Source organism: Synechococcus sp. A10-1-5-1 (assembly GCF_023115425.1).
GTDB lineage: Bacteria > Cyanobacteriota > Cyanobacteriia > PCC-6307 > Cyanobiaceae > Vulcanococcus.
Genome location: NZ_CP096032.1, coordinates 1,746,033 through 1,761,279, shown reverse-complemented (window position 1 = coordinate 1,761,279; position 15,247 = coordinate 1,746,033). Strand labels below are relative to the sequence as shown.

Sequence of the window (15,247 nt, the reverse complement as noted above, 5' to 3'; positions counted from 1 at the left end):
GGCCGCTAAGGGATCACCCAAATCGTGGCAGATCAGAGCTACTGAAGGGGGGGCAACTCCAGCAGAGGAACCGACTGCTGGGGATCAGGCCTTGCGGCAGGGGCCTGGACTTGGGGCTGAGGCTTTGGCTTTGGCGTTGGCTTTGGCGCCTCAACGGCGGGCTTGGGTGCGACCGGTTGCTCTTCAATAGGGGTTGCGGGCTTCGCGGGCTTGGGCGGAGCTGCCTGAGCTGCGGCTTCGCGCTCAGCTTTGGCCTCGGCCTCTGCCTTGGTCTTCTCGAGGGCATCGGCCTGCTCCTGGGCCTTGCGCCAGAGCTCCAGTTGCTGGGGATCGAGATCAGAACGCAATTCCGATGGCTGCTCGCCGTAGCGCAGACGCATGTCCTTGAGGCTCACCCCAGGCGTCTGCTTCTGCTCAAAGCGGGGGCTCAAGCGAATGACCTCGCCCAGGTTGATGGCGCTGAGGCGCTGGGTGATCCCATAGGCCAACGCGAAGCTGACCCCAGCCACCAAGGGGCCCATCCAAATCCGGGGGAGACCGCTTGGAGCCGGCTTCTGGGGTGCTCCGGCCTTGGCCATCTCAGCAGGGAGGTTGTGGCTGATCGTAGGCGTGGTCTTAGGTCGTGTAGTCGGCGTTGATGCGGACGTACTGATCGGAGAGATCGCAGCCCCAAGCCAATCCGCTGCCTGGTCCGTCGCCAACTGCGAGGCGGATCTGAACGGTGTCATCCGAGAGGTAGGCGCCAGCGGCCCGATCCCGCATGTAGGCCGAAGCGCCCGCGCGATCAAAGGCCAGCGGTTGTCCTGCTGCCATCAGCTGATGCTCCCCGAGCCAAAGCGCGACGGCTGCAGGCTGGAACGAGACACCCGCACGACCGGCCGCAGCCACAATCCGGCCCCAGTTGGGGTCACGGCCGTGAACGGCTGTCTTAACCAAGGAGGAGCCACAGACCGTTCGGGCGATGGCCAACGCATCGGCTTCTGTGGCAGCCCCCTCCACCTGAACCTCCAGCAGGCAGGTGGCCCCTTCGCCATCACGGGCAATGGCCTTGGCCAGGTGCTGAGAAACCGCTGTCACCCCCTCCTCCAGGGCGACGTAGTCAGCGGGATCAAGAGCGGCACCAGCCGCAAAAGCCAGATAGGTGTCGTTCGTGCTGGTGTCGCCATCGACCGTGATGGCGTTGAACGAGCGCTGCACGGCGCGGGAGACCATTCCCTGCCAGACCTCCGCCGGCACGCCGGCATCACAGCTCAGGTAGCCGAGCATCGTGGCCATGTTCGGGTGGATCATTCCCGATCCTTTGGCCATCCCACCGATCCGAACGGTCTGGCCGCCGAGATCCGCCTCAAGAGCGATCTGCTTATCGATCAAGTCAGTGGTGAGGATCGCCTGGGCCGCCGCAGGACCGCCCTCCGAACTGAGGCTTTCCGCCAGGGGATCAATGGCCTGCAGCAGGGTCTCCATCGAGATCGGGACCCCGATGACCCCGGTAGAGCAGATCAGAACCTCTTCAGCAGAGAGCCCGAGGCGATCGGCCACGGCCTGGGTGGCGCGGATGCTGTCAATCAGGCCGCGATCACCGGTGCAGGCATTGGCCTGACCGGAGTTGGTGAGCACTGCCCGAGCCACCCCACCGCTAGCCGCCAGGCGATCGGAGCAGAGATCCACACAGGCGGCGCGCACCAGAGACGTCGTGAAGGTCCCCGCACAAACGGCGCCCTCAGGGGCCAACAAGAGCGAGAGGTCAGGCTTCCCCGAGGCCTTCAGTCCCGCCGTGATCCCGGCGGCTTGAAACCCCTGCGGCGCCGTCACGCCACCTGCAATCGATCGCCAGGACTGCGTCACAACTGGTGGGCGACAAGAACTCCTGCGATTCTGAAATGCAGTCAGCCCTCCCTCGATGAGCCGGTCGCCACGTTGGTGCGGAGCGCAACGGCGGATTGGCCTGACCGGCGGCATTGCCACAGGCAAAAGCACGGTGGGCCGGCTCCTTGAGGCAGAAGGACTCCGTGTTCTGGATGCGGACCACTACGCCCGCGAGGCCCTGGCTCCTGGTAGCCCAGGTGCCAAAGCCGTGCTGGAGCGCTATGGCGACTGCGTTCGAGCCCAGGGAACGGACCCCGAGTGCCCAACGATCGATCGCGGGGCCCTCGGCTCGATTGTTTTTAGTCACCCCGATGAAAAGCTCTGGCTGGAGCAACTGATCCATCCGCTCGTGCGCCAACGCTTTGATCAAGAGCTCGCCGACCTCAGCGGCGAACAGACGGTGGTGTTGATGATCCCTCTTCTCTTCGAAGTCGGCCTCGAGGCCCTCTGCAGCGAGATCTGGCTCGTGGACTGCGACGAGAGGCAGCAACTGGAACGCCTGATGCAACGCGATGGTCTCTGCCGAGCAGACGCGGAAGCCCGGATTAATGCTCAGTGGCCGCTTGAGGAGAAACGGCGCATAAGCGATGTCGTGATTGACAACAGAGTGACAACCGGATCAGAACAACATCTCCGAAGAAGCATTCAGAAGGCAATCTGAATGCCCGTAGTAAGGGATTAGCCCTTCAACTTCTGACTCAGGATTTGATTCGCCAGCTTCGGATCAGCCTTACCGCCGGTCTTCTTCATCAGCTGACCGACAAAGAAGCCCTGGAGTTTGTTCTTACCGCCGCGGAAGGCTTCGACCTCCTCAGGATGGGCCGCCAGCAGCTCTTCAACGATCGCAGTAATGGCAGCGGGGTCACTGATCATGCCCAGACCACGCTCATCAACGATCTTGGCCGGTGAGCCACCCTTCTCTAGAAGTTCAGGAAGGATTTCCTTGGCAATTTTGCCGCTGATCTTGCCGTCATCGATCAGCTTCACCATTTCCGCCACCTGCTCCGGACGGAAGGCCAGTTCGCTGTAGCTGAGGCGATTGGCATTGACGTAAGCGGCAATATCACCCGTGATCCAATTCGAGACACCCTTGGGATCCGCTCCGGCGGCAACAGCCGCCTCGAAGAATTCCGCCATTGGACGCTCATCGGTCAGCACGCGAGCGTCGTACTGGGACAAGCCAAGGTCCTCCGCGTAACGGTGGCGCTTCGCGGCTGGTAGCTCAGGCAGCTCAGAGCGCCAGCCTTCCCGCAGGTCTGCGCTGACTTCAATGGGTCCGAGATCCGGGTCGGGGAAGTAGCGGTAGTCGCTGGCTCCCTCCTTGCTGCGCATGCTCTTGGTGAGCTGCTTGCCCTCATCCCAGAGGCGGGTCTCTTGAACAATCGGCTCGCCCGTTTCGTAGGCCTTGATCTGACGCTGAATCTCGTACTCACAGGCCTTCTGGATGGCCGAGAAGGAGTTCATGTTCTTGATCTCCACCTTCGTGCCAAAGGGGGCATCCGGCCCGCGGCGCACGGAGATGTTGACGTCACAGCGCAGGGAACCCTCCTGCATGTTTCCGTCGCTAACGCCCAGATAACGCATGATCCGGCGGATCTCTGAGGCGTACTCCGCCGCCTCCCGGCCGGTCCTCAGATCCGGCTTACTCACGATCTCAGCAAGGGCCACGCCGGCGCGGTTGTAGTCCACCAAGGAGTGGGTCGAACCGGCGAGGCGATCACTACCGGCGTGGACCAACTTGCCGGCGTCCTCCTCCATGTGAAGGCGCTCAATCCCAATCTTTTTGAGGTAGGTCTCTTTGCCTTTCTCAGCTACTTCGACCTCAATCCAACCGTCCTCGGCAATGGGCTCGTCGTACTGAGAGATCTGATAGTTCTTCGGAAGGTCGGGATAGAAATATTGCTTGCGATCGAATTTGCTGTGCTCAGCAATATTCAGGTTGAGGGCCATGGACGCCTTCACGGCGTACTCCAGCACCTTCTGATTCAGCACCGGAAGGGTGCCTGGTAGACCGCAAACCACCGGATCGATATGGGTGTTGGGATCGTCCCCAAAGGTGGTGGAGGCGCCGGTGAAGATCTTGCTATTGGTCCCCAGTTGCACATGGGTCTCCAAGCCGATCACTGCTTCCCAGGCGGCCTCAGCAGCCATGTCCCAACTCCGACGGTCGATTGATCCTATGGAAGGGCCTCTGGTCAGCACTCCGCATCACCTGAAACACTGGCGGTTCGCGCTGGATCGGCCATGACAGCCGCCCACGACAACGGAGTTCTGATCCTGGGTGGCGGCCTGATGGGACTGGCCCTGGCCCATCAGCTCGCCCGGGAAGGTCGCTCCGTTGAGGTCCTCAGCCGGCAGCGCAGCGAGGCGGCTGGTTTTGTGGCCGCCGGGATGCTCGCTCCCCACGCCGAGGGGCTCAGCGGTGATCTGCTGCGCCTGGGCCAAGAGAGCCTGCAGCGCATTCCCGCCTGGGTGCAACAGATCGAAGCCGACAGCGGCCTGTCCTGCGGTCTGCGGGACTGCGGAATCGTGGTGCCCTTCGCCTCAGCGGCGGAGCGTGACGTCTACCCCACGGCTCCCTGGGGCCAAGCCCTCGATCGAGCGGGCCTCGAGCGTGAAATCCCAGGCATCGGGCCGGGATGGCAGGCCGGACTGCTGTTCCAGCAGGACGGACAAATCGATAACCGCCGCCAACTCATGCGCGCCCTGGAGCGCTCCTGCGTCGACCTGGGTGTCCGCTTCCAGGAGGGCGTTGAAGTACTGGAGCTGCTCCAGCAGGACCAGACCCTCCAGGGGATCCGCGTCCGCAATGCCGAAGGCGACCTCCAGACCATCGACGCCCGTGAGGCCGTGCTCTGCTGCGGGGCCTGGAGTGCCGAGCTGCTGCCCGAGCTGCCGATCTATCCAGTCAAAGGACAGATGCTCTCGCTGCAGGGCCCGAAAGACGCTCTGCCCCGGGTGATCTTTGGCCCGGGCACCTATCTGGTCCCCAGAGAAGACGGACTGCTGGTGGTGGGTGCCACCAGCGAACGGGATGCAGGTTTCACGACTGGGCTGACCCCCTTTGGTCAGAGGCAACTGCAGGCAGGCATCGCGGCGCTCCTCCCCGAGGCCAAACACTGGCCACCGATGGAGCGCTGGTGGGGCTTCCGGCCCTGCACCCCCGACGAAGGTCCCCTGCTCGGGGCTAGCTCGATCTCCGGTTTGTGGCTAGCTGCCGGCCATCACCGCAATGGCGTTCTGCTGGCAGCCATCACCGCCCAACTGCTGCGCAAGTGCCTTCTTGGGGAAATCCTTGTCCGCGAGGAAGAGGACCTGCTCGCAGCATTCAGCTGGAAGCGGTTTTCCTAAGGCGACCGACGAGCGGCACAAAAAAGCCGGGGGCTTGCGCTCCCCGGCCTCGTGAGAATGGGAGGGATCAGCCCTCGACGCGCCAGCCCTGATCAGAAGGGGTCCAGTCGCTGAGCTCAGAGGCCTGGAACCAGAGACCGATCTCGAACTGAGCCGTTTCGGGGGCGTCAGAACCGTGGATGACGTTGCGGCCGATGTTCACGGCCAGATCACCGCGGATGGTGCCGGGCTCAGCTTCCAGGGGCTTGGTGGCGCCGATCAGCTTGCGAGCACTGGCGATCACACCGTCGCCTTCCCAGACCATGGCCACCACGGGGCCGGAGGTGATGAAGTCCACCAGGCCAGCGAAGAAGGGGCGCTCGCGGTGGACGCCGTAGTGGCTCTCCGCCAGTTCACGGCTGGGGGTGAGCTGCTTGAGGCCCACCAGCTTGAAGCCCTTGCGCTCGAAGCGGCCGAGGATCTCGCCCACCAAACCGCGCTGAACACCATCGGGCTTGATGGCAATAAAGGTGCGCTCGGCAGCCATAACAAAAAACGTCAGATCCGGCCCATCGTCCGTGGCCGCCCTACCGCTTGGCAAGCACACGTGGCACCCCGGGCACGAGTCCTTAGATTTCCGGCATTGCCCCGCTGCCGGCTCGATGGTCTCCGCTGAAAACGCCAGCTGGAGCGCGGCTGACAGCGCAGCCCTCTATGGCCTCGATCGCTGGGGGGATCCCTATTTCTCGGTCAATGCCCGCGGTCACATCAGCGTGCAACCCAAAGGGGAACGGGGCGGCAGCCTTGATCTCCTGGATCTCGTCCAGGGGCTGGAAGGCCGGAGCCTTGGCCTTCCCCTGCTGATCCGCTTCGACGACATCCTCGAAGACCGGCTCGAGCGGCTGCATGCCGCCTTCGAACGCGCCATTGCCCAGTACGGCTACGCCGGTCGCTACCAGGGGGTCTTCCCCGTGAAGTGCAACCAGCAGCGTCACGTGGTCGAGGAGCTCGTGACCTGCGGCAAGCGCTGGCACTTCGGCCTGGAGGCCGGCAGCAAGGCAGAACTGCTGATCGCCCTGTCCTTAGTTGACGACCCCGAGGCGCTGCTGATCTGCAACGGCTACAAGGACCAGCGCTACATCGAAACCGCCATCCTGGCCAGACGACTGGGCCGGCAACCGGTGGTCGTCATCGAACAGGCCGATGAGGTCGAGCGGATCATCCAGGCGAGCCAGGACCTGGGCGCGGCCCCATTCATTGGCATCCGAGCCAAGCTCTCCAGCCGCAGCACCGGCCGCTGGGGCAGCTCCGTTGGCGCCAAGGCGAAATTTGGCTTGGCTATCCCCGAACTCCTGGCCACGGTCGAGGCCCTGAAGAAGGCCAACCTGCTGAACGACCTGAAGCTGCTGCACTTCCACGTGGGCAGTCAGATCAACGACATCGCCGTTCTTAAGGACGCCCTGCAGGAAGCCGGGCAGATCTATGTCGAGCTCACCAAGCTCGGCGCCCCGATGGGCTTCCTCGATGTGGGTGGTGGTCTCGGGGTCGACTACGACGGCAGCCGCACCGCCACATCGGCCTCGACGAACTACTCGCTGCAGAACTACGCCAACGACGTCGTGGCCACCGTTCGGGAATGCTGTGAACCCCACGGCGTTCCCGTGCCCACCCTGGTTTCTGAAAGCGGGCGCGCCATCGCCAGCCACTTCTCTGTGCTGGTCTTCAACGTGCTGGGCCAAAGCACCGTGCCCAGCGGCTGCCCAGCGGCCCAGGGAGACGAGGCACTCACGGTCCGCAACCTGCGCCAAACCCTCGCTGAGATTGAAGCCGTCGATGGGCAGGGCGATCGGGATCTCTCCAAGTTGCAGGAAACCTGGAACGACGCCCTCAAGTTCAAAGACGATGCTTTGAGCGCGTTTCGCCTGGGCTACATGAGCCTTCCGGAGCGTTCCGTTGCCGAACAACTCACCTGGGCCTGCGCCCAGGCCATTGCCCAAAAACTGCCCGGTAATGAAGCGATCCCCGAGGAGCTGAGCAACCTGAAGGCCGAGCTTGCCGCCACCTTCTACGCCAACTTGTCAGTGTTTCGCTCCGTTCCCGATAGCTGGGCCATTGAGCAACTCTTCCCGCTGCTACCGATCCACCGGCTGAACGAACAGCCTGAGGCGCTAGGGCACTTCGCGGACCTCACCTGCGACTCCGACGGGAAATTGGCGCGCTTCATCGCCCAGGGACAAAGCAAACCGTTGCTGGAGCTGCACGCACTGAATCCGGCTGAGCCCTACCTGATCGGTCTCTTCCTGGGCGGGGCCTACCAAGAGGTCATGGGCAATCTCCACAACCTGTTTGGCACCACCAATGCCGTCCACATCCGTCTCTCACCAGGAGGCGGCTACCAGGTCGATCACGTCGTGCGCGGAGACACCAACGCCGAGGTGCTTGAAGCGATGGAACACGACCCTGAGGTCCTGCTGGAGCGCCTGCGCATGACCAGCGAGTCAGCGATCCAAAAGGGAAATCTCAAGATCCAGGAGGCCCGGCGCCTGATGGATCACCTGGAGACCAGCCTCAGGCAAACGACTTACCTGCAGAGCTGAGCGCTCAAACAGCGCAGCTGGGATGGGCCATCAGTTCATGGGCCATGTCCAGGGGCGTGTCCTGGGGCTCCAACCAGGTGGAACAGCGCAGGGGCTCCTCTCCATCACGGCAACCCTCCAGTTGCAGGCGGCTGCCCATCAGCACCAACTGGAAACTCCAGTGGTGACGGGCATGAATTTCAAAGGAGCTGGCCATCGAATCTCTCCTGCATCGGTCCTTGCCTGCAGGATTCCCCTCCTGCCGCTCCCCTGGCAACGCCAGGAGAACGGTTCGGGAGCTGTCTGAATCAGCCCAGGGCCGCGGTCAGCTCGCCTTTGGCCTGCTCCAGTGCGGCATCCAGGGCTGCCCCATCGCGGCCACCGGCCTGCGCCAAGTTGGGCCGGCCGCCGCCGCCGCCACCGCAGGCCTTGGCCACTGCGCCAATGAACTTGCCGGCCTGCTGCCCCTTGGCAATGACCCCCTTGCCGAAGGCCGCCACCAAGATCACCTTGCCCAGATCCGAGGGATCCGGCAGACCCCCCAAGACCACCGCAGCTCCATCGCCGAGTTGATCCACCAGACCCTGGGCTGCGCTCTGCAGGCCACCGCCTTCAACCCCATCCAGGCGGCTAATCAGCACCTGGAAGTCGCCAACCGCTTCTGATTGGCTCGCCAGGGCCGCGGATTTCGCCAAGGCCAACTCTTCCCGCGCCGAGGCCAGAGCCTTCTGGCTGGCCTTCAGCTCGGTTTGCAGGGTCACCACTCGCTCAACAATCTCCGCCGGCTGGGCCTTGAAGCGCTCTCCGAGCTGCTTCACCACCGCATCCCGTTCGTTCAAGTAAGCGAGGACTGCAGCCCCAGCGACAGCTTCGATGCGGCGGATGCCAGCGGCCACGCCGCTTTCACTGACGATTTTGAACAGCCCGATCTCTGCGGTGTTGCTGACGTGAGTCCCGCCGCAGAGCTCCATCGAAACGCCCGGAACATCGACGACCCGGACCACATCGGCGTATTTCTCGCCAAACATCGCCACGGCGCCGGCGGCCTTGGCCTTCTCGATCGCCATCTCCTGGACCTCGAGGCTGTGGGCCTCAGCGATCCAGCCATTGATCAGGGTCTCGATCTGCTCAAGCTCTGCCGCCGTAATCGCCCGGGGGCAGTGGAAGTCAAAGCGCAGGCGATCGAAATCAACCAGGGAGCCGGCCTGGCCGATCCCGGGATCGACAACCTGCTTGAGAGCCGACTGCAACAAATGAGTCGCCGTGTGGTTGGCCTGGGCCCGCCGGCGGCAGGCCCGATCCACCTGGCCGTGGACCACATCGCCCACGCTCACGCTGCCGCGCTCCACCCGGCCGCTATGGACGAACACGCTGCGGTTTCGGCTCACGGCCTCGATCGCAATGATCAGGCCATCACCGCTCAACACCCCGCGGTCGCCCACCTGACCGCCGCCTTCGCCGTAGAAGGGCGTGGTGTCCAGCACCAGCTGAACGCTGTCCCCAGCCTCAGCCCGCACGGCCGGTTCACCATTGACCACCAACGCCTGAACGCTGCTGCTCTGGTCCAGCAACTCGTAGCCCCGGAAGCTGGTGGCCTCCAGATCGGCGGCCATCTGATCAATGGCGTCCTGAAGAGTCAGGTCGATGCTGACCGCCGCGGCCTTCGCCCGCTGGCGCTGCGCCTCCATCGCCTGCTCAAAGCCATCCAGATCGACCGCCAGGCCGTGCTCTTCGGCGATCTCCTGGGTGAGCTCCAGGGGGAAGCCATAGGTGTCATAGAGCTCAAAGGCCTGCTCACCTGAGATCTGCTTGGGCTTGGCCGCCAGGACATCGACCAGCAGCTTCTCGCCCCGCTCCAGGGTTTCCAGGAAGCGGGCCTCTTCACGCTTCAGCTCAGCAAGAATCACCTCCTTGCGCTCAAGCAACTGGGGGTAGGCCGTCTGCATCAGGGCAATCGACGCCTCACCCATCGCCGTCAGGAAGGGCTTATCGATGCCCAGGAGACGTCCGTGACGGACGACCCGGCGCAGTAGGCGACGCAGGATGTAACCGCGGCCCAGGTTGCTGGCGGTGACGCCATCACAGATCAGCTGGGTCACAGCCCGGCTGTGGTCACCGATCACCTTCAGGGAGGTCTGCCCTTTGGCGTCGAGTTGCTTGTAGTCGACACCCGCCAGAGCCGCCGCAGCCTCAATCAGCGGATAGATCAGGTCCGTCTCGTAGTTGTTCGGAACCTTTTGCAGGATTTGGGCCATCCGCTCGAGGCCCATCCCGGTATCGATGTTGCGGTTCTCCAGCGGCGTGAGGGTGCCCTCAGCGTCGCGGTTGAACTGCATGAAGACCAAGTTGTAGAACTCGATGAAGCGGCTGTCGTCCTCGAGATCGATGCCCTCATCACCCAGCTCGGGTTTGAAGTCGTAATAGATCTCCGAGCAGGGACCGCAGGGGCCCGTGGGACCGGAGGCCCAGAAGTTATCGGCCTCATCCATGCGGATGATCCGCTTGGGGTTGACCCCCACCACATCGCGCCAGATTTGCTCGGCTTCGTCGTCCTCGCGGAAGACGCTGACCACCAAGTTCTTGGGGCTGATCCCGTACACCGTGGTGCTCAGCTCCCAGGCCCACTGGATCGCCTGCTCCTTGAAGTAATCGCCAAAGGAGAAGTTCCCGAGCATCTCGAAGAACGTGTGGTGCCGCGCGGTGCGCCCCACGTTTTCAATGTCGTTGGTGCGAATGCACTTCTGGCTGCTGGTGGCGCGGGCCGAAGGCCGGGGCTGCTGGCCCAGGAAGACCGGCTTAAACGGGAGCATCCCGGCAATGGTCAGCAGAACCGTGGGGTCTTCCGGCACCAGGGAGGCACTGGCCATCGGCTGATGGCCCCGCTGTTCGTAGAAATCGAGAAAGGCCGCACGAATCTCAGCACCAGTGCGGGGAGCGGCGGCCATGACGAAGCGAAAGAAGCCTGAACCGGGCATGATCGCGCAGCATGAGCGCCGCCTCCCCTGTCACCGAAGGGCCCAGCCGGGCCGAACTGCGGCTGCGCTCCATCGCCTGGGCCCTGGGAGCAGGCCTCAGCGCGCTGATCTTGGGGCTGCCACTGGGAGTGGAATCAGCCCTCCGGGCAGGTGGCTGCGGGTTCTTCTACGGCCTCCTGGCCTTCCACCTGCAGCGGGTGGACCCCAATGACAGTCACCTGCAGGCGGGACTGGTCGGAGCGGTCTGCGGCATCCACAGCCTTGGGCTACCAGCCCTTTTGCCCTGGCCGCTCCAGGAACCTTGGACCCAGACCTTGGCTCAGGTCGCGCCAACTGTGATGATGGGGTTTATTCGTGCTTGGTTGCCGCTGATCGGCGCCGCGCTGGTGTTGCACGGATCGATGGCCCTATCGCGACTTGTCGTGACCCGGGTTGAACCGATCCGGCGGCGCCCCTGAACCCCAGGCCCCGCCTCCATGAGCCTGCTGCATGCCACCTGGCTGCCCGTCGTCCCGGCGGGAAGCTTCGCCAAAGGCAAGGCGCCCACCGCCGGCCTGTTGATCTGGGCGGATACCTGGCGTGTGGCCGAACCCGTCAACCCGAAGGACGAGGCGCCCTTCCATCCCCTGAGCCTGGATCTCGACGATCTAGCCACCTGGCTCGACGACAACAACTTCTGGTCTGAGGACCTGCGCCAGGCCACCGTCACCCTGACCCTGCCCAGCCGTCAGCAACAGAGCCGCGGGACAAAAAGCACGGACAAGAGCCCTTGGAGTGGCCTGCCGCTGCAGTCGGGGGAACCGCTGCCCAAGGACCTGAGCTGGTGGCCCTGGCAGGTGGAGGGGTGGTTCCTCAAGCCTGGACCGGCTGCCGCTTGGCTGAACCAATTGCCCCTATCGGGTGCCTATGAGGCTGGCCTCGGGGATGACCTGCTCTGGTGGTGCCACGTGCAGCGCTGGTGCCTCAGCCTGATCGCCCGGGGCCGCTGGCTGCCCGAAAGCGATGACGGTAAAGCCAGCTGGCGCCCCCTACTCAACCGAGAAGACGACCGCCGCCGGCTGGAAGAACTGGCCTCCCGAATGCCCCAGGTGGTTGCGGCCTCCAGCCCAGACCCCCAGCTGGCCTGCGGTCGCCCCCGCTCCAACCGGCTCTTGGTGGCGAGCATCGTCGAGAAGCTGGTGGATGGACAGCTGCGCGAAGCCTTCCAACCCGGTGCGACAGGCCTCGACCCCCTGCTGGCGGCCTGGGAAGAGGGCTTGGCCAGCCGCGACGGGAAGCTCAAACTCGACGAGGAGGACCAGGAGCGCCTTGGCGGTGCCAGTAACCACTGGCGCGAGACCGTGGCCGGCAAGGTGGCTCCCGCGCGGGCCTGCCTGGAGCTCTTCACCCCTCCGGAAGGGGAGGAACTCTGGGAACTGAAATTCGGCCTGCAGGCTGAAGCCGACCCCAGCCTGCGGGTGCCCGCCGGCTTGGTCTGGGCCGCGGGCGACAGCAACCTGGCCCTCGGTGAACTTCAACTGGAGCAGCCGGGAGCGCTGCTGCTCGAGGGCCTGGGCCGCGCCCTGCTGGCCTTTGAGCCCCTGGAGCGGGGCCTCGATGCCGCCACCCCCGAGGCGATGCAGCTGACCCCCGCGGAAGCATTCGTGCTGGTGCGGACCGCGGCCGCCCGCCTGCGGGATGTGGGTGTCGGGGTTGTCCTCCCCGCAAGCCTCTCCGGAGGCCTGGCCAGCCGCCTGGGCCTAGCGATCACAGCCGAGCTGCCGGAGAAGTCCCGCGGCTTCACCCTTGGTGAAAGCCTGGATTGGCGCTGGGAATTCATGATCGGCGGGGTCACGCTGAACCTCAAGGACCTCGAGAAGCTTTCGGCCAAGCGCAGCCCCCTGGTGCAGCACAAGGGGGCTTGGATCGAACTGCGGCCCCTCGATCTCAAGAACGCCGAGAAGTTCTGTTCCTCTGAACCACCCTTCAGCCTGGATGACGCCCTGCGGATCACAGGCAACGAAGGGGAAACCCTGGCTCGGCTGCCGGTCCACGCCTTCACTGCAGGTCCGCGCCTGCAGGCGGTTCTCGAGCAGTACCACCAGCAGAAAGCCCCCGATCCGCTGCCGGCACCACCCGGATTCGCAGGGCAACTGCGGCCTTATCAGGAACGCGGTCTGGGCTGGCTGGCCTTCCTGCATCGCTTCGATCAGGGCGCCTGCCTGGCCGATGACATGGGACTGGGCAAAACGATCCAGTTACTGGCCTTCCTGCAGCACCTCAAGGCCGAAGAGGAGCTCAAGCGGCCCGTGCTGCTGGTGGCGCCCACCTCGGTGCTGACCAACTGGAAACGGGAAGCCGCGGCCTTCACCCCGGACCTGACGGTCAATGAGCACTACGGACCGCGACGCCCCTCCAGCCCGGAGGCCCTGAAGAAAGCCCTGAAGGGTGTGGATCTGGTCCTGACCACCTACGGCCTGCTGCAACGGGACAGCGAACTGCTGGACAAGGTCGACTGGCAGGGGGTCGTGATCGATGAAGCTCAGGCAATCAAGAACCACGCGGCCAAGCAGTCCATGGCGGCCCGCGACATGGGACGCCCCGGCAAGGGCCCTCGCTTCCGCATCGCCCTAACCGGCACGCCGGTGGAGAACCGGGTGAGCGAGCTCTGGGCCCTGATGGATTTCCTCAATCCCAAGGTGCTGGGCGACGAACCCTTCTTCCGGCAGCGCTACCGGATGCCGATTGAGCGCTACGGCGACATGTCATCGCTGCGGGACCTCAAGGGCCGCGTCGGTCCCTTCATCCTGCGGCGCCTGAAGACCGACAAATCGATCATTTCCGACCTGCCCGAGAAGGTGGAGCTGAGCGAATGGGTGGGCCTGGCCCCCGAGCAGAAGAAGCTCTACTCCAAGACCGTGGACGAGAGCCTCGATGCGATCGCCCGGTCGCCCCTGGGCCAGAAACACGGTCAGGTGCTGGCGCTGCTCACGAAGCTCAAGCAGATCTGCAACCACCCGGCCCTAGCCCTCAAACAGGACCCAGCGGAGGCGGATGCCAGCTTCTTCAAGGAGTTTGCCGCCCGCAGCGCCAAGGTGCAGCGACTGGAGGAAATCCTCGAGGAAGTGATGGAAGCGGGCGATCGGGCCCTGCTCTTCACCCAATTCGCCGAATGGGGGCACCTCCTCAAGGCTCACCTGGAGCACAGGTGGCGCCAAGAGGTTCCCTTCCTCTACGGCAGCACCAGCAAGACCGAACGCCAGGCCATGGTCGATCGCTTCCAGGACGACCCCCGCGGCCCGCAACTCTTCCTGCTCTCCCTCAAGGCGGGCGGCGTCGGCCTCAACCTGACCCGCGCCAGCCACGTCTTCCACATCGACCGCTGGTGGAACCCCGCCGTGGAAAACCAGGCCACGGACCGGGCCTACCGCATCGGCCAGCAGAACCGAGTGATGGTCCACAAGTTCATCACCAGTGGCTCGGTGGAAGAGCGCATCGACCGCATGATTAAAGAGAAGTCGAAACTCGCCGAAGACATCGTTGGCTCCGGCGAGGATTGGCTCGGCGGCATGGATGTGAGCCAACTCAAAGAACTCGTCACCCTCAGCGAGAACTAATCCGATGACCTTCACCTCCCCCTCCAACGGCATCACCACCCAGCTCGGCGATGAGGGCCTGAGCCAGCAGCCCTGGTGGGTTGAGCAGTGGATGGAGCTGATCAACGGCTACCGCTTCAAGAAGCGCCTGGAGCGGGCCTGGGCCTACGCCCGTGAAGGCAACGTCCTCTCGATCCGCTTTGAAGGCCGCCGCGTTCACGCCCGGGTGCAGGGCAGCGGCGAGGACCCCTACAAGGTGAAGCTCTGGCTGGATGTCCTCAACGATGAGGACTGGAACTACGTCCTTGAGGCCCTGGGACAAAAGGCCCGTTGGTCCGCCCAGCTCCTGGCTGGGGTCATGCCGCAGGACATCGAGCGGGCCTTCGCCGCCAGCGGCAAGCGTCTCTTCCCCTTCAAGTTGCAGGAGGTCCGCAGCGAGTGCACCTGCCCGGACAAGGTCAACCCCTGCAAGCACGTCAGCGCCGTCTACTACTTAATGGGGGAGCGCTTCAGCGAAGACCCCTTCGTCCTCTTCCAACTGCGGGGCCGCACCCGCGCTCAGCTGCTCAGCGACCTGGCGGTGAAGCGCCGCGCCCTGCTGGCCAAGAAAGCGAAGGAAGCCAAGGCCAACCCTGACGCCCACCCAGCCGTCACCCCTCAAGCCCACCCCGCTCCGATCTCCATCCGCGAGCCCAAGCGCTGGTGGCGCTACGGGGCCGCCCTGGATCCCGGGCTAGTGGTCATCACGCCGGCCATGGAGGGGGACACAGGGTTGGATGAAGCCGGAGCCATCCCCCTAGCCGAAGACGGCCGCTTCCCCGATGCCGGCAAGCAATTCGTCGAGCACCTCAAGGCCCAGGGAACCAACTTCAGCGCCGCCGCCATGGCCACCGCCATGGCGGCAGGCCGGAACCAGGACGACTGA

Annotated in this window: 12 protein-coding genes; 6 read left to right on the top strand and 6 right to left on the bottom strand. The window is 64.3% G+C overall.

Going from position 1 to position 15,247, the window contains the following annotated elements:
- Nucleotides 1–38: 38 nt before the first annotated feature.
- Nucleotides 39–578, bottom strand: a complete 540-nt coding sequence (locus MY494_RS09435) for a hypothetical protein (RefSeq protein ID WP_247909997.1) — start codon at nucleotides 576–578, stop codon at nucleotides 39–41.
- Nucleotides 579–615: 37 nt separating this feature from the next.
- Complete coding sequence (argJ, locus tag MY494_RS09430; RefSeq protein WP_247909996.1) at nucleotides 616–1,845, bottom strand: bifunctional glutamate N-acetyltransferase/amino-acid acetyltransferase ArgJ; 1,230 nt, start codon at nucleotides 1,843–1,845, stop codon at nucleotides 616–618.
- 55 nt (nucleotides 1,846–1,900) lie between these two features.
- On the opposite strand from argJ, the gene coaE reads away from it, so the two are divergent.
- Nucleotides 1,901–2,527: a dephospho-CoA kinase gene (coaE, locus tag MY494_RS09425; RefSeq protein WP_247909995.1), complete on the top strand. Its 627-nt coding sequence runs from the start codon at nucleotides 1,901–1,903 to the stop codon at nucleotides 2,525–2,527.
- A 17-nt stretch (nucleotides 2,528–2,544) separates the two neighbouring features.
- On the opposite strand, the gene gatB is transcribed toward coaE, so the two are convergent.
- On the bottom strand, nucleotides 2,545–4,017 hold the full coding sequence (gene gatB, locus MY494_RS09420) for an Asp-tRNA(Asn)/Glu-tRNA(Gln) amidotransferase subunit GatB (RefSeq protein ID WP_247909994.1): 1,473 nt from the start codon (nucleotides 4,015–4,017) through the stop codon (nucleotides 2,545–2,547).
- Between the two features lie 93 nt (nucleotides 4,018–4,110).
- On the opposite strand from gatB, the gene MY494_RS09415 reads away from it, so the two are divergent.
- Nucleotides 4,111–5,217: an FAD-dependent oxidoreductase gene (locus MY494_RS09415; protein ID WP_247909993.1), complete on the top strand. Its 1,107-nt coding sequence runs from the start codon at nucleotides 4,111–4,113 to the stop codon at nucleotides 5,215–5,217.
- Between the two features lie 67 nt (nucleotides 5,218–5,284).
- Here MY494_RS09415 and ndk read toward each other — a convergent pair whose 3' ends face one another.
- Entirely contained in the window at nucleotides 5,285–5,743 is a 459-nt protein-coding gene (gene ndk / locus MY494_RS09410; RefSeq protein WP_247476780.1) for a nucleoside-diphosphate kinase, read from the bottom strand.
- A gap of 115 nt (nucleotides 5,744–5,858) precedes the next feature.
- Here ndk and speA point away from each other — a divergent pair, with 115 nt between their 5' ends.
- Nucleotides 5,859–7,793 carry a biosynthetic arginine decarboxylase gene (gene speA, locus MY494_RS09405; RefSeq protein ID WP_247909992.1) on the top strand — a complete coding sequence of 645 codons (1,935 nt, stop codon included), beginning with the start codon at nucleotides 5,859–5,861 and terminating at the stop codon, nucleotides 7,791–7,793.
- Nucleotides 7,794–7,797: 4 nt separating this feature from the next.
- Here the strand turns inward: speA and MY494_RS09400 are convergent, their stop codons facing one another.
- Both MY494_RS09400 and alaS read right to left on the bottom strand, forming a co-directional pair.
- Nucleotides 7,798–7,989, bottom strand: a complete 192-nt coding sequence (locus MY494_RS09400; RefSeq protein WP_247909991.1) for a hypothetical protein — start codon at nucleotides 7,987–7,989, stop codon at nucleotides 7,798–7,800.
- 91 nt (nucleotides 7,990–8,080) lie between these two features.
- Nucleotides 8,081–10,747 (bottom strand): alanine--tRNA ligase, encoded by a 2,667-nt coding sequence (gene alaS, locus MY494_RS09395; protein WP_247909990.1) that lies wholly within the window; start codon nucleotides 10,745–10,747, stop codon nucleotides 8,081–8,083.
- An 11-nt stretch (nucleotides 10,748–10,758) separates the two neighbouring features.
- Between alaS and MY494_RS09390 the strand changes: the two genes are divergently transcribed.
- From MY494_RS09390 to MY494_RS09380, 3 genes are read left to right on the top strand one after another with little or no spacing between them, the layout of a single operon-like run.
- Nucleotides 10,759–11,205 carry a hypothetical protein gene (locus MY494_RS09390; RefSeq protein ID WP_247909989.1) on the top strand — a complete coding sequence of 149 codons (447 nt, stop codon included), beginning with the start codon at nucleotides 10,759–10,761 and terminating at the stop codon, nucleotides 11,203–11,205.
- An 18-nt stretch (nucleotides 11,206–11,223) separates the two neighbouring features.
- Nucleotides 11,224–14,343, top strand: coding sequence for a DEAD/DEAH box helicase (locus MY494_RS09385; protein ID WP_247909988.1), 3,120 nt, complete (start codon nucleotides 11,224–11,226; stop codon nucleotides 14,341–14,343).
- Between the two features lie 4 nt (nucleotides 14,344–14,347).
- Nucleotides 14,348–15,247: an SWIM zinc finger family protein gene (locus MY494_RS09380; RefSeq protein ID WP_247909987.1), complete on the top strand. Its 900-nt coding sequence runs from the start codon at nucleotides 14,348–14,350 to the stop codon at nucleotides 15,245–15,247.

Bases quoted from the DNA above. Each gene is read 5' to 3' on its own strand.
- MY494_RS09390 (WP_247909989.1), top strand. From the start codon at position 10,759: ATGAGCGCCGCCTCCCCTGTCACCGAAGGGCCCAGCCGGGCCGAACTG.
- MY494_RS09435 (WP_247909997.1), bottom strand. From the start codon at position 578: ATGGCCAAGGCCGGAGCACCCCAGAAGCCGGCTCCAAGCGGTCTCCCC.
- alaS (WP_247909990.1), bottom strand. From the start codon at position 10,747: ATGCCCGGTTCAGGCTTCTTTCGCTTCGTCATGGCCGCCGCTCCCCGC.
- speA (WP_247909992.1), top strand. From the start codon at position 5,859: ATGGTCTCCGCTGAAAACGCCAGCTGGAGCGCGGCTGACAGCGCAGCC.
- MY494_RS09415 (WP_247909993.1), top strand. From the start codon at position 4,111: ATGACAGCCGCCCACGACAACGGAGTTCTGATCCTGGGTGGCGGCCTG.
- gatB (WP_247909994.1), bottom strand. From the start codon at position 4,017: ATGGCTGCTGAGGCCGCCTGGGAAGCAGTGATCGGCTTGGAGACCCAT.
- MY494_RS09400 (WP_247909991.1), bottom strand. From the start codon at position 7,989: ATGGCCAGCTCCTTTGAAATTCATGCCCGTCACCACTGGAGTTTCCAG.
- MY494_RS09385 (WP_247909988.1), top strand. From the start codon at position 11,224: ATGAGCCTGCTGCATGCCACCTGGCTGCCCGTCGTCCCGGCGGGAAGC.
- MY494_RS09380 (WP_247909987.1), top strand. From the start codon at position 14,348: ATGACCTTCACCTCCCCCTCCAACGGCATCACCACCCAGCTCGGCGAT.
- ndk (WP_247476780.1), bottom strand. From the start codon at position 5,743: ATGGCTGCCGAGCGCACCTTTATTGCCATCAAGCCCGATGGTGTTCAG.
- coaE (WP_247909995.1), top strand. From the start codon at position 1,901: ATGAGCCGGTCGCCACGTTGGTGCGGAGCGCAACGGCGGATTGGCCTG.